This window comes from Natronorubrum sediminis, assembly GCF_900108095.1.
In the GTDB taxonomy this organism is placed as follows: domain Archaea; phylum Halobacteriota; class Halobacteria; order Halobacteriales; family Natrialbaceae; genus Natronorubrum; species Natronorubrum sediminis.
Genome location: NZ_FNWL01000001.1, coordinates 353,114 through 370,540 on the forward strand (window position 1 = coordinate 353,114; position 17,427 = coordinate 370,540).

At 61.4% G+C, this 17,427-nt stretch carries 13 protein-coding genes and 1 tRNA gene; 6 read left to right on the top strand and 8 right to left on the bottom strand.

Annotated features, from left to right (window positions below; translation table 11 throughout):
- Positions 1–56: 56 nt before the first annotated feature.
- From BLW62_RS18895 to cobN, 3 genes are read right to left on the bottom strand one after another with little or no spacing between them, the layout of a single operon-like run.
- On the bottom strand, positions 57–1,040 hold the full coding sequence (locus BLW62_RS18895; RefSeq protein WP_245726648.1) for a cobalt-precorrin-7 (C(5))-methyltransferase: 984 nt from the start codon (positions 1,038–1,040) through the stop codon (positions 57–59).
- Positions 1,037–1,828: a precorrin-8X methylmutase gene (locus BLW62_RS01785; RefSeq protein ID WP_090504347.1), complete on the bottom strand. Its 792-nt coding sequence runs from the start codon at positions 1,826–1,828 to the stop codon at positions 1,037–1,039. The genes BLW62_RS18895 and BLW62_RS01785 overlap by 4 nt, the downstream gene beginning before the upstream one ends.
- Complete coding sequence (cobN, locus tag BLW62_RS01790; RefSeq protein WP_090504351.1) at positions 1,821–5,765, bottom strand: cobaltochelatase subunit CobN; 3,945 nt, start codon at positions 5,763–5,765, stop codon at positions 1,821–1,823. Before cobN ends, BLW62_RS01785 begins: the two co-directional genes overlap by 8 nt.
- Positions 5,766–5,799: 34 nt before the next feature.
- On the opposite strand from cobN, the gene BLW62_RS01795 reads away from it, so the two are divergent.
- The 4 genes from BLW62_RS01795 to BLW62_RS01810 all read left to right on the top strand — a co-directional run bounded on the left by BLW62_RS01795 (position 5,800) and on the right by BLW62_RS01810 (position 11,090).
- Positions 5,800–8,046, top strand: coding sequence for a VWA domain-containing protein (locus BLW62_RS01795; RefSeq protein WP_090504354.1), 2,247 nt, complete (start codon positions 5,800–5,802; stop codon positions 8,044–8,046).
- Between the two features lie 84 nt (positions 8,047–8,130).
- Positions 8,131–9,708, top strand: coding sequence for a uracil-xanthine permease family protein (locus BLW62_RS01800; protein ID WP_090504357.1), 1,578 nt, complete (start codon positions 8,131–8,133; stop codon positions 9,706–9,708).
- A 122-nt stretch (positions 9,709–9,830) separates the two neighbouring features.
- Entirely contained in the window at positions 9,831–10,676 is an 846-nt protein-coding gene (locus BLW62_RS01805) for an alpha/beta fold hydrolase (protein WP_090506376.1), read from the top strand.
- A gap of 75 nt (positions 10,677–10,751) precedes the next feature.
- Positions 10,752–11,090 carry a DUF5798 family protein gene (locus tag BLW62_RS01810; RefSeq protein ID WP_090504360.1) on the top strand — a complete coding sequence of 113 codons (339 nt, stop codon included), beginning with the start codon at positions 10,752–10,754 and terminating at the stop codon, positions 11,088–11,090.
- 75 nt (positions 11,091–11,165) lie between these two features.
- Here BLW62_RS01810 and BLW62_RS01815 read toward each other — a convergent pair whose 3' ends face one another.
- The 4 genes from BLW62_RS01815 to BLW62_RS01830 all read right to left on the bottom strand — a co-directional run bounded on the left by BLW62_RS01815 (position 11,166) and on the right by BLW62_RS01830 (position 13,717).
- Positions 11,166–11,576, bottom strand: a complete 411-nt coding sequence (locus BLW62_RS01815; protein ID WP_090504363.1) for a CoA-binding protein — start codon at positions 11,574–11,576, stop codon at positions 11,166–11,168.
- Between the two features lie 57 nt (positions 11,577–11,633).
- Positions 11,634–12,365 (bottom strand): RAD55 family ATPase, encoded by a 732-nt coding sequence (locus BLW62_RS01820; protein ID WP_090504366.1) that lies wholly within the window; start codon positions 12,363–12,365, stop codon positions 11,634–11,636.
- A 176-nt stretch (positions 12,366–12,541) separates the two neighbouring features.
- Positions 12,542–13,390 (bottom strand): geranylgeranylglycerol-phosphate geranylgeranyltransferase, encoded by an 849-nt coding sequence (locus tag BLW62_RS01825; RefSeq protein ID WP_090504369.1) that lies wholly within the window; start codon positions 13,388–13,390, stop codon positions 12,542–12,544.
- Between the two features lie 144 nt (positions 13,391–13,534).
- A complete protein-coding gene (locus BLW62_RS01830) occupies positions 13,535–13,717 on the bottom strand; it encodes a DUF7511 domain-containing protein (protein ID WP_090504372.1) in 183 nt (60 codons plus the stop codon).
- Positions 13,718–13,871: 154 nt separating this feature from the next.
- On the opposite strand from BLW62_RS01830, the gene BLW62_RS01835 reads away from it, so the two are divergent.
- Both BLW62_RS01835 and BLW62_RS19165 read left to right on the top strand, forming a co-directional pair.
- Positions 13,872–13,946: transfer RNA gene (locus BLW62_RS01835), tRNA-Arg, on the top strand.
- 227 nt (positions 13,947–14,173) lie between these two features.
- Complete coding sequence (locus tag BLW62_RS19165; RefSeq protein ID WP_090504375.1) at positions 14,174–14,404, top strand: DUF8139 family protein; 231 nt, start codon at positions 14,174–14,176, stop codon at positions 14,402–14,404.
- A gap of 51 nt (positions 14,405–14,455) precedes the next feature.
- Here BLW62_RS19165 and BLW62_RS01845 read toward each other — a convergent pair whose 3' ends face one another.
- Complete coding sequence (locus tag BLW62_RS01845; protein WP_090504378.1) at positions 14,456–17,413, bottom strand: type I restriction endonuclease subunit R; 2,958 nt, start codon at positions 17,411–17,413, stop codon at positions 14,456–14,458.
- Between the last annotated feature and the right edge of the window lie 14 nt (positions 17,414–17,427).

Consider the following 17,427-nt stretch of genomic DNA (forward strand, 5'->3'; position numbering starts at 1 on the left):
ATCCTGCCGAACACGGACCGTAAAACAAGGAACGATGAACGACGAACGGCGAACGACTACACCGGCTGGCGAACGGCAAGGACGACCAGATCGGAAAACGGCGTCTCCTCGGGTCCGTCCCCGCCCGCGTGTTCCGACAGCTCCGCCAGCGTAAACCGATGAACCGTCTCGTCCTCGTGGGTCAACTTCTCGAGCACCAGCGCCTCGAGTTCCGGGTCGGCCCCTTCCTCGAGGAGGAACTGGGCGAGGTCGCCGGGCATTCGATCGTAGGGCCGGGGCAACGTGAGGAGGTGCCGGCCCTCTGCCACGACAGCGCCGGCTAACCGGTCCATATCGGCCTCGAGGTCGCCGCTCTTGTGTAAGGTCACGAACTCGGTGTCTTCCATCGGCGTTCGGGCCCGACTGGCGGCCATCTGGAGCGAAGAGATGCCGGGAACGATGCGTACGGGCGTCTCGGGAGCGCTGGACTCGGCGGCGTCCTGCTGAGTCTGCGAAGCAGGGCTCGTGGAAGCTTGTTCCACGGCGTCCTGACGAGCGTGCGAGTCAGGGCTCGTCGAGCAACGCTCGACGGCGTCCTGCTGAGTCTGCGAAGCAGGGCTCGTGGAAGCTTGTTCCACGGCGTTCTGACGAGCGTGCGAGTCAGGGCTCGTCGAGCAACGCTCGACGGCGTCCTGGACCTTTCCGACGAACTGGTAGCCCGAGTGGTTTGGATCGCCCATTGCGACGGCTGTACCCGACTCGCCCGCTGCGACGCGCTCACCGAAGGTCTCGAGGGCCTCCGCTTCGTCCTTGTAGCCACAGGTCAGCAGGTCAGCGTCCGTCAGGTCCTCGACGAACTCGACGACGGTCGTAAAGCCGACGACGACGTCCGCTTCAGCTATTGCTCGTCGTCCTCGAGGCGTGAGGAACTCCTGATTCCCAGGACCGACGCCCACGGCGTAGACTGGGTCGTCGCTCCCCTCGTCGATATCCGGCTCCGCCGTCCCGGCCGCGAACGTTGCCGGGTCCGGCCCCGACTCGAGATCGTACTCGCCGCTCATGCGCCCTCGCCGTCCTCCCGTCCGGCGTTCCGAGCGGTCCGTTCGTCGGCCCTCAGCTCTAACTCGAGTTCGTCCGTCCGCACGTCCTTCGCGACGTGGATCAGTTCGTTCGTCAGCGCGGCCGCGAGCCCGCTTCCACCGCGGCGACCGACGTTGGTGATCGCTGGCACGTCGTACTCCTCGCTGATCTCGCGGATCCGTTGGCGGCTCTCCTCGGCCTTGACGAAGCCGACGGGGGTCGCGACGACGGCGGCGGGTCTGGTGCCGTTTTCGATGCAGTCCGCGAGCGCGAACGCGGCCGTCGGCGCGTTGCCGATCACCGCAATCGAGCCGTCGTAGACGCCTTGCTTGTCGAGTTCGAGCACCGACGCAGCGGTCCGGGTCATTCCCGTCTCCTTCGCCAACTCGGCACCGTTTCCGATCGCTTTGCGTTTCTCGCAGTCGTGGCCTCTCCCCGTAATGCCGGCTTTGGACATCGTGATGTCGGTGACGATAGTCGACTCCGCGAGGACGGCCCTCGCGCCGGCACGAACTGGCGCGTCTTCGTCCGCCCCCAGCTCGTCGCTGCCGGTGAACTCGATCAGGTGTTGGAACTCGATGTCGCCCATCGAGTGGACTGACTTCTGGCGGATGCGGTCGCCCAGCGTCTCGTCGGGGACGAACTGCCGGACGATATCCATGCTTGTCTCCGCGATATCCATCGCGTTCTGCGTCGTGGCTCCGAGGTCGGCGTACTCCCGCTCGTACTCCTGGCCGCCGTCGGACTCGAGTCGCTCGTCGTCAGTCATCGTTTGTCACCTCCGCGCCGACGACCTCGTTGGTCGTTCTGGCCTCGAGGTCGCCCTCGACGCTCAGGTTGAGGTCGCGCAATCGGTCGGCGATCTCCTCGTCGGCGTCCCACAGGTCGCGTTCGATCGCCTCGAGCAGCGTGTCTGAGATGGACTCGAGGGCCCACGGGTTCACGTCGCGCATCCACTCCTGTCGATCCTCGTCGAAGGCGAACTTCTCGGCGACCTCGTTCCAGAGCGTGTCGCTGACGACGCCGGTCGTGGCGTCCCAGCCCAGCGTGACGTCGACCGTTGTGGAGAGGTCGCCAGCGCCCTTGTAGCCGTGTTCCTCCATGGACTCGAGCCAGTCGGGATTCAGCACGCGAGCGCGCATCGCCTTGCGGACCTTCTCCTCGTTCGTGTAGACGTCCACGTTGTCGGGATCCGAGGAGTCGCCGACGTAGGACGCCGGCTCCTCGCCCGAAATTTCGCTGACAGCCGAGATGAAGCCGCCGTGGAAGGCGTACCAGTCCGAGGAGTCGAACTCGTCTTGCTCCATCGTGTCCTCGAGTTTGACCGTCGCGTCGACGCTCGAGAGGCGACGTTCGAAGGAATCGTGGGCGTCGCTGACCTTCCCTCTCGAGCCCATGGCGTAACCGCCCCACTGGACGTAGACGCTCGCGAGGTCCGAGCGGTCCTCCCAGTTGCCCTCGTCGACGGCCTTGTTGGTCCCGGCACCGTAGCCGCCGGGTTTGGTGGTGAAGACTCGGTGTAGAGCCGCTTTCTTGGCGTCGGATTCGTCGAGCCCTTCTTCTTCCTGCAGTTGCTCGGCTTCCTCCTCGACGTGCTTTTTGACGTAGTTCATCTCGTGTGGTTCCTCGAGGTCGACCACGGCGTCGACGGCGTCGTGGATGACGCCCGCCGCGGCCGGGAACGCGTCCCGGAAGAGTCCCGAGACGCGCGTCGTCACGTCGATTCGTGGTCGGTCGAGTTCCTCGAGTGGAATCGGCTCCACGTCGTCGATTCGGCCAGCGTCCGTCCACTGCGGTTCGACACCCATCATCGCGAGCACTTGCGCGATCGTCTCGCCGCGGGTACGGACCGTCGGGGTCCCCCACGCGACGACGCCGATCTCTTCGGGGTACTCGGCCACTCCGGCGGCTTCGCCGCCTTCGCCTCGCGACTCCTCCGGAGTCGCGCTCTCCTCGAGGTGGCGCTCGAGCACGCCCTCGGCTACCTCCCGGCCGACTTGCCAGGCCGCTTTTGCGGGCACCTTCCGCGGGTCGAGCGTGTAGAAGTTTCGCGCCGTCGGGAGCAAGTCGACGCCGCCGCGGGTCGGCGCGCCGGAGCCTCCAGGGGGCACGTACTCGCCCGAGAGCGCGTCTGCGGTGCGCGGGATCTCGTCTTCGGCCCCCTGCACGCGGGGCTGGGCCTCCTCGCAGATGTACGCCAGCGCTTTCCGCAGGGAGTCGTGGGCACCCGACTTCGCTCGAGCGTTACCGATCGTCTCGAGGTCGACGACGAGCAGGTTCATGTTCACTTCGTCGTCGGGACCGCCCTCGAGTTCCGACTCGGGCACGTCGAACTCGTGCTCGGCGAGGGTTTCGATCAGGTCGACGCTGGTTTCGTAGACCTCGTCTGCGGCTTCAGCGTAGGTCATGCCCAGCGCCTCGTCGTACTCACCGGGCGCGTTCAGCATGGTCTCGTAGTCGACGCCGAGCGCACCGGCGACGCTCTCGCGCAGGCTTGGCGCACCGGGGTTCTCGAGTCGCGTCAGTGCGACCAGATACTCGACGAGTCGTTCGTCCGCAGGCGGCTCGGACATGGTGTGCAGTCCCAGCCGGATCTGGGTCGTCTTGACGTCGGTAAGGTACTCGTGAATCCGTTCGACCAGTGCGTCGATTGTGAGGTCCTCGCCCGCCACCTCGCCCTCCGCGAGCGTCGATCCAGCTTCGTCGGGACCGCGGACGTCGGCTTTCTCATCGATGGTGCCCGAAATGCCGAGTTCGACCGCGAGATCCAGTTCCTCGACCTTCTCGCGCATGAGGTCCTCGAGGTGCTCGCCATCGTCGGCGCGGGCGTCTTCCATCCCGGCTTCGCGGTACTGGTTCGCGAGTTCCTCGAGTTCGGACAACTCGTCGTAGGTGCCCGCATTCCGCATGACGGGCGTGAGGTAGTCGACGATAGCGGCGTAGGATCGTCGCTTCGCCTGCGTTCCCTCGCCGGGGTTGTTCACGATGTAGGGGTAGACGTTCGGGATGTCGTCGATCAGCTGGTCCGGTGCACTCTCGCCGTTCAGCCCGACGGTTTTGCCGGGGAGCCACTCGAGGCTGCCGTGGGTGCCCAGGTGGACGACGGCGTCGGCCTCGAACGTGTGCTTGAGCCAGCCGTAGAAGGCGTAGTAGTCGTGTGGCGGCTGGAGGTCCGAGTCGTGGTAGACCTTCGAGGGGTCCATGCCGAACCCGCGTGGGGGCTGGACGGTGACGAGCACGTTGCCGAACTCGACGCCCGGAATCGCGAACGGCCGGTTCGGGACCTCTCCCCACTCCTCGAGGATGTTCTCCTGGAAGCGTTCGTCTGCCTCCGTGAACCAGTCGGCGTACGTGTCGGTCGGAACCACGTCGACCGAGCGGTCGCGAACGTCCTCGGGGGCGACCCAGCGATCCTCGAGCGTGAGTTGTGCGGTCAGTTTCTCGACGAGCGTTTGGCCGTCCTCGGGAAACTCGCCGTCTAACTCGTAGCCGCGACCCTCGAGTTCGGAGAGCAGATTCACCGTCGATTCCGGACTGTCGAGTCCGAACGCGGTGCCGATCCCGTCGTCGCTCGGCGGGTAGTTGTGCAGGACGACGGCGACGTTCTTCTCCTCGTTCGGCGTGTGTCGAAGCGTCGCCCAGTTGACCGCGAGTCGTGTCGCGTGATCGACTCGATCCTCGATGGGATAGTGGTGCTTCGGTGCGGAACCGATTTCGGCCGCGTCGTCGGTTCGCTCTTTCCCCGAAATCGGGTGCGTGATGACGTTGCCGTCGAACTCTGGCAGAGCGACCGAGAGAGCGAGTTCGAAGCCCATCACGCCGGTGTCGCTCGATTCGTAGCGCGAACGCGAGCGCATCGTCGTGACCGTCTGCAGGACCGGGACGCCGAGGCGGTCGAGGAAGACGTCCTCCGCGCTCGAGCCCTCGTCGTCGGCGCTCCGGCCCCGCTCGTCCATCGAGAGCGAGAACATGAACGAAGAGAGGACGGCGTCGACGACCGGTTCCCCCCCTTCGTCCAGGAGCCAGGTGTCGGTTACCCACTCGGCATCCTCTTGCTCCTCGGTGTCCGTCGCCGGATTACAGAAGATCGGCAGGGCGTTGGCTCCCTGCTCCTCGAGCGCCCGTACCTGGGCGTCGACGTAGCGGGTGTTCTCGTGGGTCCAGTGGGATTCGTAGAACCAGACCGCGACCGTCGGCTGCTCGGGGTCGTGGGTCTCGAGCAACTCCTCGTAGCCGGCCCCCGGGTAGTCGGGGTGGTAGACGCCCTCCGTCGGCAGCGTCGTCGGATCGTCGTACTCGCCATCTCTCCCCTCGTACTCCGCGAGGAGGAAGCGACAGCAGTTTTCGACGTTGATCGTCCCGCCCTTCTCGAGGTAGTCGTAGACGGTGTCGCGGTGGTCCGCACTCACCGTCGTATCCTCGAACGCGAAGGTGTCGCCGGTCGATTTGACGATCAACGGCACTCCCGCGTCCTCGAGCGCACCCGTCGCGTAGTCGTAGCCCGGCATGCTGTCTTCGGCGCCGTGCAGCCAGAACAGTGCTGCTGCGGCGTCGCGCAATTCCTCGACGAACTCCTCGATATCGGCTTCCTCCTCGAGGTCGCTCTCCGAGCGAACGACCAGTTCGACGTCCTCGAGGCGCTCGGCGGCCTGGCCGATCGAGCCGAGTTCGTTCTCCGTCGCCGTGTAGATCCCGATCGTTGTCATCGAGTTTTTAAACCTCTATTGTATTAGCTCAAGTATGGTTGCAGACGCTGGCGACAAAAATCTGTCGTCACTCCCCTTTCCGGCGATCGTCGGACAGGCGGAGTTAAAACGCGTGTTACTCGCCATCGCGGCGAACGATAGCCTCGATGGCGCACTCATCGTCGGCGAGAAAGGAACCGCGAAGTCGACTGCAGTCCGGGGAATCGTGGACCTCCTGCCGGACCAGCGAGTCGTCGCGGACTGTCCCTACGGCTGTGCCCCCGCGGACTCGAGTCTGCAGTGTGAATCCTGCCAGCACCGCGACCCGGCCGAGTTACCGGTCGAGACGCGCCCCGTCCCCCTCGTGACGCTTCCGTTGGGGGCGACTCGAGACCGCGTCGTCGGCACCCTCTCGGTCGAAGACGCCCTCGCCGGCGAGGCCGACTTCGATCCCGGGTTGCTCGCGCGTGCTCACCGTGGCATTCTCTACGTCGACGAGGTCAACCTGCTGGACGATCACCTCGTCGACGTTATCCTCGACTCGGCCGCGAGCGGAGTCAACACCGTCGAACGAGACGGGATTAGCGTTTCCCACCCCGCGGACTTCACCCTCGTCGGGACGATGAATCCCGAGGAGGGCGACCTCCGCCCCCAACTCCGGGATCGTTTCGCTCTCCAGGCCACCGTCGAGGGCTGTCGCGAGGTCGACGACCGCGTCGAGATCATCGACCGCGCACTCGAGGCCGGCGACGCCTCCTCCGCCGAAACCGAGTTCGCAGACGAGACGGCTGCCCTCCGCGAGCAACTGGTCACCGCTCGCGAGCGACTCTCGAGCGTTTCCCTCCCTACCGATTTCAAAGCAGAGATCGCACAGCTCTGCCTCGAGGCCGGCGTCGATGGCCACCGTGGGGATGTCGCCACGGCTAGAACGGCGATGACCCTCGCCGCACTCGAGGGGCGAACGACGGTCATCGAGTCCGACGTCTCCGAAGCGGCGAGCTACACCCTCCCCCATCGTCTCCGGAGCACTCCCTTCGAGGACGAACCCGACCTCGAAGACCTCCTCGAGGATCGGTTCGAAGAAGGAGCATCCGACGCGGACGGCGACGGCGAGGCGTCCGAGGCGAGTGAGGACGGGAGCGAAAGCGAGGACGACGAAAACGGCGGTGAGACGGGAAACGACTCCGGCGGCGAGCGGAGTGACGACGCCGATTCCGAGTCCGAAGACGGTGACGGCGAATTCGACGAACCAAGCGATGGTACCGACCCGGAAACGGACGACTCCGGACCCGAACGTCGACCGGACGAGGCAGACGGACCGACTGGCGACACACCGTCACCCGCCGAAGCCAGTGGTAGTGACGACGGAGACTCGGGCGAGAGGGACGACTCGAGCGATCCCGAGTCGACCGACGAATGCGACGACAGCGACGACAACAGCGGCGACGGGAGCGACGAGGAGGACGAAGCCCGACCGCTCGTCCCCGGCCAGCAGCGCGCCGAGGTCGCCGGCGTCGGCGAGGCGGCGGCACCCAACCTCGAGACGTCCGACGTAACGAATCGACAGTCCACGGCAGCGAGGGGCTCTCGAGCGAGCACGACGCCCAGCGTGAGCAACCGCGGCGCACGCGTCCGAACCGAACCCGTGTCGGATGACGGCCCTATCGACGCGGCTGCGTCGGTTCGCTCCGCCGCGGCGCGCGGCGAGTCCCGGGTCGGCGAGCAGGATCTCCGCCAGTCCGTTCGCGCCGGCGAGACGTCGGTGACTATCGTCTTCGCCGTCGACGCCAGCGCCTCGATGCGACCCGCGATGCACACCGCGAAAGGTGTCGTCCTCGAGTTGCTGCGCGAGAGTTACGAACAGCGCGATCAGGTCGCGTTCGTCGCGTTCGCCGGCGAGGAAAGCGAGGTACTGTTGCCGCCGACCGACAGCGTCTCGCTCGCTGCGCGCCACCTGAAGGAATTGCCGTCGGGCGATCGAACGCCGCTTCCATCGGGTCTCGAGACCTCGAGACGGGTCCTCGAGCGCGCCGAAACGGACGCCTCGGTCGTCGTACTGGTGACGGACGGCCGGGCGAACGTCGCCGACGGCAGTCCGACCGAGGCGACTCGACAGGCCGCACGCGGGCTTGCTGGCGACGCCGTGACTGTGCTTGTCGTCGATGCCGGCGACGACTCTCGAGCAGGGCTCTCGAAACTGGTCGCGAGCGAGAGCGGGGGCGAGTTGGTGTCCCTCGAGGCGCTATCCGCCGAGACGGTCCGCGAGGCGGCGGATCGAGCCCTAACGGATGACTCGAGGTGAGGAAAAGCGAATGCAGCCTCGTGACTGGTGTCTCCGAATCCGGATCAACATTCATTTGACCCCGCTGTTCCGTTATTCGACGAGATGACTGACGCGGGGGATAATTCGGTGGACAGGGACGCTGATAGCGGAGATGAACGCGAGGTCAGCGACGATATCGAATACGGCATCGACGAGAAACCGCCGGTCGGCGAATCGACGGTGCTCGGCATTCAACACTATCTGACGATGGTGGGGGCGAACATCGCCGTGCCACTGATTCTGGCCGATGTAATGGGAATGCCCGAGGAACTGTGGCCGCAGTTCATCGGGACTTTCTTTGTGGTGTCGGGAATCGCGACGCTGGCGCAGACGACGTTCGGGAATCGGTACCCGATCGTGCAGGGCGCACCGTTCTCGATGCTCGCACCGGCGATGGCGATCATTGCCGTGGTCACCGCTGGTGGGGTCGGCGGCGGAGACGACTGGCAGGCCGCATTACTGCAGCTACAGGGTGCGATCATCGTCGCCGCGACCGTGCAGGTCGCGATGGGGTATTTCGGCCTCGTCGGAAAGCTCCGAAACTACCTCTCTCCCGTCGTCGTCGCGCCGACGATTGCCCTGATCGGACTCTCGCTATTCGACGCCGATCAGATCACCCAGACAGACCAGAGTTGGCTGTTGCTCGGGCTGACGCTCGGTCTCATCTTGTTGTTCTCGCAGTATCTCGAGCTCAAACACAAGGCGTTCCGGCTGTACCCGGTTATTCTGGGTATCGGAATCGCGTGGATCACGGCAGCGGGTCTCTCGGTTACGAACGTGCTCGGAAGCGACCATCCAGGCCACGTTCCACTCGGTGATGTGACGGATACGACGTTACTCTTGCCGATCCACCCCTTCCAGTGGGGGATGCCGGAGTTCACGACTGCCTTCATCATCGGGATGTTCGCGGGCGTGCTCGCGTCGATCGTCGAGAGCATCGGCGACTACTACGCCGTCGCGAACATGACCGGAAACGGCGCACCGAGCGAGCAACGGATCAACCACGGTATCGGGATGGAAGGGCTGATGAACATCTTTTCCGGCGTGATGGGAACCGGCGGATCGACCTCCTACTCGGAGAACGTCGGCGCGATCGGCCTGACCGGCGTCGCCTCTCGGTACGTCGTCCAGATCGGTGCCGTCGTCATGCTCGTCTTCGGATTCGTCGGCTACTTCGGCCAACTCGTCGCGACGATTCCCGACCCGATCATCGGCGGCCTCTTCATCGCCATGTTCGCCCAGATCGTCGCCGTCGGAATTGGCAACCTCAAACACGTCGACCTCGAGTCCTCGCGGAACGTCTTCATCATCGGCTTCGCCCTCTTCATCGGGATGGCGATGCCCGCGTACATGGGCAACTTCGAGACCACGCTCGCGTTCCGAGACGCCGTCGGCGTCGAGGCCGCCCTCGCCGGCCAACCGGGCTGGCTCGAGACCGCCGGCGAGGCCGTCGTCGACACGGTGTACATCATCGGCTCGACGGGGATGGCCATCGGGGGACTCGCCGCGCTCTTCCTCGACAACACGATTCCAGGAAGCCGAGAGGAACGCGGACTCGCCGCCTGGGAGCAGATCACCGAAGACGACGACGAGTTCGAGTCGTTCTGGGAGCGCTGGCGCGGCTCCGAGCAAGATCAGTAACCCTCGATTCGTTTCGCCGTCCGTTTCTCGGTTCTCCCAGGTCATTTCACTCGAGACGACTGCCGCCGCTGTCGGTGCGTGCAACCCGGCGAGCTATGCCCCTTGGCGTGGTCGACGTGACAATGCCGGAACTCACACTCGAGGACGGCCACCTCTGGTACGAACTGCAGGGAACGGGTCGCCCGCTGGTGTTCATCCACGGCGGCTGGTCGAACGCCCGCGCCTGGGCCCCGCAGGTCGACCGTTTCGCGGACGAGTATCAGGTCCTCACACTCGACGTTCGCGGCCACGGCAATACGGGTGTCACCGACTCGGAGCGCTACTCGATCGAACTCTTTACCGACGACCTCGAGCGACTGCTCGCCGACCTCGATCTCGAGCAGCCGATACTGTGTGGACTCTCGCTCGGATCGATGGTCGTCCAAGAATATCTGGATCGTCACCCGAACGATGTCGCGGCGGCAATACTCGGGGGTGCCGTTCGGTCGATGCCGCCACTCGAGGTGCCCGACTCGACGAAGGCGCTCTTTACACCCACGCCAGCAATCGCGGCGTCGGTCGCCCTGAGCGGCTCCAGGGCGACGTTTCGATCGATGTGTGGTTCGATTCGCGCGGCGACCGGCGGTCACTGGCTTTCCGTCAATCCCGAGATCAGGCGCGATGCGATTGCGGCAGTCGGCGACATCGATCGGGACGAATTTCGGAAAATCTTCGACGCGCTCTATCGCTACGATCCACCCGACCTCTCCGTCGACGCGCCAACGCTCGTCGTCCACGGGGCGAGTGAGGCACCGCTGGTCAAACGACAGGGCCGACAGCTCGTCAGGGATCTTCCCCGTGGCGAGCGAGTCGTGCTTCCCGACTCGGGACATCTCGTCAACCAGGATCGACCAGACGCGTTCAACACGACGTGTGCGACGTTCCTCGAGTCGGCGTTCGAGCGCCGGAGACCGGTCTCGAGCGAGTAACTCCTCGTGAGCCGTTGATTGCCAATCGAGAGACAGAGGAAAAAGCCCATTAGCTCCCCGACACAGTAGCTGTATATGGGACTTGGCAGCACTGCGAAAAAGATTCAGGGTCTGTCGGACCGCGCCGAAGCGATGTACAAGCAAGTACAGGAGCTTCAACAACGTATCATCGGCCTCGAGGAGGAAGTCGACGACACGCACCAAACGGTCGAGAAGATCGACCACCAACTGACCGAACAGCGCGCGCTGTTGCTCGCAATCGCCGAGGAACAGGGTATTGACGGCGAGGAAATTTTAGCCGAAGCCGCAATCGACGAAGCCGAACTCGAGGCCGACGAGAACACGGAGGCCGAAACCGAGGCTGAGACCGGAACCGACGAACCCGTCGAAAACGTCGACGCACCGTCCGAGTAAGCAACTCCTCTGTTCTCTGTCTCCTCGTCAGCTAGCGGTTTCACATCCTGTCCTTTCGACACTCTGCGACGCGACTCACGCGACGAGTCGTCGATGTTCGACTTTCATACAGCGATCCTGAACGACGTCTCGACCATCGGCTTCGACGCGGGCCGCAGCGTCGTCGTCGTGAATCCCCTGTTGGGTCCAGACGACGTCGACGTCCTCGCGCTCGAGTGCGGCGTCGACGATCTCACCGACTTCCTCGCTCGGCCGGAAGATGCAAACGACGTCGATCTCGTCGTCGACATCGGCGAGCGTGTCGGGAACCGACCGACCGAAAATCTCGTCCGCGAAGGGGTTGACCGGGATGACGTCGTACCCCTGCTCGAGCAGGTACTTCGGCACGTCGTGGGCTGCTTTTCCGGGAGTGCTCGAACAGCCTACGACGGCGATCGTCTCGGCGTCGAGCACATTCTTGAGTTCCGCCGGTGTGTCGAGTGGCATACGCGAGCGTACGCGTTCGACGACGAAACCTTTCGGGGTCGACACGGGGCTGCCCGATCAGGACGAAAAGCCAGCCGTGGTGATGATCGGAGTGCCGTCTTCTCCGTCCTCGAGTTCGATGACAGCGTCGAAGAGCTGTTTGAGCGTATTCATCGTCTGCTCGTCGTGAGCCGTCGAGTCGATGACGTAGATACCGGTCGCATCGGCACTCTGGACACGCCCCGTAAAGACGTGCAAAAATCGAAACACGGTCTGGAGATTCGAATACAACAACAACGTCGACACGGAGTGCAGGAGCACCCGGTTCTCGGTCACGCCCCGGCCCTCGTAGAACTCCTCGAGAAACGCCGAGAGGCTGATTCCGATACCAGTCATATCGACGGGTGAAGACGCGTACTTCACTCGTGGATCGTCCTCGACGGTCCCGACCCCGCGTTGTTTCGTAACGCAGTCGACGACACCGACGGGACCGCTGTCTCGAGAACCGGCCGTCGACTCGCGACCCCCACTCGAGTCAGTCGCGGTAGTCGCTGCCTCCGCGACAGCCGCGTCCGCTCCGGAAGATTCGGGGGCTGTCTGGAGATCGTCGACCGACTCGTCGATCGCCTCGAGTACCGTCGTCGCGTCGTCTTCGGTCGAGACGACGATCGAACCACCACCTCGATCGACACCGTTTGCGAGGATATCGAACGCGAGGGTTCGTTTCCCCGTCATTGGGGGGCCAGCAACGAGCACGTTTGTCCCTGGTTGGAAGCCTTTCTCCGGGAGGCTATCGGCGAGACCATGCATACCTAATTTCACATCCATCAACCGTTGTACCGGCCAGCAATCGAACGCTGACGATGATACCGTCTGCCAGTCAAATGTTCAAGCGAGGTTATATTGTTTTTGGTCGAACAGTAACGATCGATAGTGATGGTAGTCGAACACCAAGATATCTTTCGTCACAACGGGTCATTCGGTAGTTACACCGGGAAAACGATCACGCCTCGGCCAACGATAAATGCGACAGCAGCGAGAAACGTTCCGTACTTGAGGTGCTCTTGTCCAGCCGTTGGATCGTCGAAACTCTCGTAGGTCGCGTAGCACATAATCGCGACGGCCGGAACGACGAGCGCCAGATACGCAGCGCCGAATTCGCCGAGGAAATAGGGGAACGGACTCGCAGCGACGCCCACGAGCAACAATCCCGTCGCGACCAGCAGCGCCCGTCGCTCACCGATAGCGATCGGAAGCGTGTTCAGTCCCTCCTCTCGATCACCCTCGATATCCTCGACGTCCTTGATGATCTCTCGAGTCAGCGTGGCAATCGCTGCGAGCAAAAAGAGGACCACGGCTGGCCCTAACTCGCCGACCGCTGCTGCCCCGAAGAGGAACGTGCTCCCGACGAGATAGGCGACCAACGCGTTCCCGACTCCGGGGAGACCCTTGAACACCTCCGTGTACGCGACCAGCGCGGCGAGGTTGATCGCCGCAATCGCAATCGCCAGCCGTGGAAGCACGAGCGCGAGCGCGACCGCAGCCCCGAAGAGCACGAGACTGAATACGAGCGCACCGCGTGGCGACACCGCACCGCGGGGAATCGCTCGTTCGGGCTGATTGATTCGATCGATCTCTCGGTCGAAGTAGTCGTTGATCGCGTTGCCCGCACCGACAGCCAGCCCAGTTGCCGCCACCGCAGCGGCCACCGCAAACGGGTACTCGCTAACGCTGCCGGCGACGAACGCCCCAATGAACGTCAACACGCTGGCCGCGACGACGTTCACCGGCCGCGTTAACTCGAGTAACCCACGAACCGTCTCTCCCGCTGTCATTGCCAGCACTGGTCAGCGAGCGTGGTTAAACGGTACGATATGCCGCCGCTATACCGCACTCGAGCATCAACACGAGCGGCTCTCGAGTGCGTTGGAATTGGCTACCACATGCAAAGAGACGGACCAGTTCGTCGAGTGTCGTCGCTATCGCCACGCCTCGAGATCACAGAGTGCGTCACCATCGATCGAGAGCCACTTGCTCACCCTGTCGTCGCCGGACGCATCGGCGGGGACGGCAGTCCAGCTTTCTTCGTCTTCGGTGAGCAACTCGAGTGGTACGCCCTGCGATCGACCATCGTCGGGACCCGCAGCCTCGTTCACCGTCATGCGTATCTCAGTAATAGCTCTCGACGACAAAGACCACCCTCGGTCGTTTTCATCGAGTGAGAAGCAACGCACACTGTGGATGGTATGGTGGCCCCTGTCGAAATGGTTGCAAACCGAGCGACTTATACGGGGTCGACGGAAATTGCTCAAGTGAGGGCGCTTAGCTCAGTCTGGACAGAGTGCTTGGCTTCGGACCAAACCGTCGCGGGTTCAAATCCTGCAGCGCCCATTCGTTCTTCGAACGATCAACATCCGCCAGACGGCGGTCGGTCACTTATAAAGCGACTTTGGCTGTCGAATTTGATTTCGTTCGATAGTCGAACGATTTCGAATGAGGGCGGTTCCCTCCGGGGATTCGCGTACATCTAAACACGGTTGGAAGGGGCATAATCATTGGGGGTTGGATGTGACGTGTAACCGAAACGATCACCTCTGTGTCGCACGCACCTCGATCTGATGCGAAGGTTTGAACAGGGGGACCGCGTGCGCGTTGACATCCCAGACGAGACCGATCCCGATCATGACCGACTCCACGGAAAGCATGGTACCGTGATTGAGGTCTTCGAGGATGACGCTGGTGAGGAAACCGGTGATCCTCGTGATTCACATCTATTCGACGTTCAACTCAACGACGGGAGTGTCGAACAGCTCCGCTGGCGGGATTTGCGACCAGGTTCCAACGAATGATTTGGGTAACTACAGACACGATGACTATGATAGAACGTCTGCTTTTTTCGACTATGCGCTAACGTCTCCGTAGAGTGCTTCAGCTTGATGGACAATTGGATCCACCAAGGGTTCATACTCTCCATGAGACAATCCATTTTTCCGGAGTAAGCCTTTGACCCGCGTCTTTAGCTTCGAGCGCATCGCCTTCCGGTTGGTCCAATCGATATTGACGTTCTCTTTCAGCATCTCGCACACCTCCTGAGCGATCTCTTGGAGTAGTCCGTCGTCGATTTCCATTTCCGTATTAGTGGCTATTGCATCGTAAAACGCCAATTCCTCGGCAGAGAGTCCTAACCGTTCTTTCCGCCGATCCTCCTGCTGAAGTTCCTCAGCGTAATTCCGCAACTCTTCGATCACTTCTTCAGTCGTCAGGAACTGGTTATTGTACTCATTGAGGGTCTCCTCCAACTCTTCCTCGAAAGATTCGTACTTTGCGAGATTCTGTTGTTTCCGAGTCGAGATTTCGTTCCGGAGCAGTTTCTCAAGCATCTTCACCTGGAGCTCTGGTTGCTCGACACGCTCGACGTCAGAAAGGAACTCATCGCTAACAATCGGTTCCTCCGACTTCCATTTCTCAAACCCAGCGACGGACACGACATCGTCAGCAGTGATACCCTCTGCGATCAATTTCTTCATCGCCGAGTCCAGTTCATCGTCTCTAGAGGTGCTATCACTCTCCAAGGATCGTAGGCTGTCTCTGACTGCCTCGAAGAAGAGCAGATCAGAGCGAATTTCGCTGGCTGCGTTATGAGGCGTCACCAATGCGAAGGCGCGTTTGAGTTCCGCTACAGCCTGCATGAACTCTTCTTGTTTCTCTTCGGTAGCGATAACCTCGCTTTCAGCACGGTGAATCAGTCGGGACAGTTCGAGTTCACTCAGTTCCTGCCATCCCTCGTAATCGACCCGCGAGAGGTACCGAGAGACCTTGTGGTGCTTCTGTTTCATCACCTCGACGGCAGTTTCGACATCTACCATCGCCATCTCCTGGATGTCGGACGTGTACTTGTCCAGTGCTTGGCGTAGATCCTCCGCAATGCCGATGTAGTCCACCACGAGCCCTCCAGGTTTGTCCTTGTAGACCCGGTTCACCCTCCCTATTGCCTGGAGCAGATTGTGGTTCTTCATCGGACGATCGACGTAGAGAGTATGCAACGGTGGGCAATCGAAGCCAGTCGTCCACTTATCGCAGACAACGATGATCTTGAGAGGGTCGTCTGGATCCTTGAACCGACGTTTGAGCTTCCTTTCACTCGTAGGATCGTCGATGTGCTCTTCTGGCTCTGAGATGACCACGCCAACTTCCGGAGCATCTGGTTGCTGTTCGATGTAGCGCTTGTATTTGACCGCAGCCTTCCGGCTGATGGAAACGACCATCGCCTTCCCCTCGATTTCACGGTCGTTGTAGTGGCCAACTATGTCACCCGCGATTTTGTTGAGACGGTCGTCGGCGTTCTCGATGATTCGACGAAGCTCAGTCCACTTCTCAACAAGTTCGTTCTCAAGTTCTTCGTCAGCCGAGTCGAGTAATTCCCGTACTGACTCGCTGATCGCTTCCTTATTGAACTGAAGTTTTGCGAACCGGGATTCGTAGTAAATCGGGACCGTTGAACCGTCTTCCTCAGAGCGGTCGATAGTGTACTGGCTGACGTACTCACCGAACGTCATTCGGGTTGCGTTGTCACCATCGTGAATCGGCGTGGCAGTAAAGCCGATGAAGGAGGCATTGGGGAGCGCATCCCGAAGGTTCTCTCCCAACTCTTTCGTTTGTGATCGATGGGCTTCGTCTGCCATCACGATCACATCCTCCCGCTCGTTGACGACAGGATGCTTGCGTTCGTCTTTTTGGGTCTGGAATTTCTGTATCGTGGTGAATATCAGTCCGCCTGTCTGCCGGTCAAGTTTGTTACGCAGGTCTGTGATGGTATCAGCCCAGCTCACGTTGTAGCCGGCATCGGTGAACGTATGCGTAATTTGCTCGTCTAGCTCGTTTCGGTCTGTGACGACGACGAACGTCGGATTCCCGAAGTCATCACTCCTTCGGATCTTCCGCACGAAGTAAACCATCGAGAGGGACTTCCCTGATCCTTGAGTGTGCCAATAGACGCCAATTCGTCCCAGTTCGTTTCCTTGGGTTTTCTTCGCGCTCTCTGCGGCTTCTCGGACGCCGTAGAACTGGTGGTACCCTGCCAGCATCTTCACCGGTTGGCCGTCCTTTTCGCTGAAGACGATGAAGTTCTCAATGAGGTCTAGGAGTCGTTCCTTTTCAAACACACCCCGAAGTAGAACCTCTTGTTCAGGCAGGTCATCTCGCTCATCGCCTTCTTCTTCGATGTATCGCCAAGGACGGTACCATTGCCACCCTGCATCAAGGCAGCCAATCCGGGCCTCATTCAAATCTGTCAGCCCAATAACTTCGTTGAATCGAAAGAGTGGCGAGATATCGTCTCGATATCGGCTGTTGACTTGGTCATATGCGTTTTCCAACGTTGCCTTCGGATCAGTCGGGTTCTTGAATTCGAGAACGCCTATAGGCAGTCCGTTGATGAAGACAACTAGATCTGGTCGGCGACGAGGGTTATCTCCGACTTGGACAGTGAATTGAGTAGTAATGAGCCAGTCGTTATTTTCAGGATCATCGTAATCAATAGGTTCAACAAATCGACCGACTTGCTCGCCATCCTTTTCGAACTCAACCTGGATCCCATCTACTAGCTGTGTATGCACACTCTGGTTATCTTCAAGAAGATTGGGAGATTGAGTACTTGTAAGTTCACGAACTGCCTCATCTATCGCATTATCTGGGACTTTCGGATTGATGATACGGAGCTGATCTCTAAGTCGTTGACGAAGAACTACATTTGATGTAGAGCGACGCTCAGAATCGAGATCTTTTCCATAATTATACCCAAGGCTCTGAAATATCTCGATGGCAGGCATTTCCGCCAATTCTAGTTCATTGAGCCCCATTGGATATTGTCTGT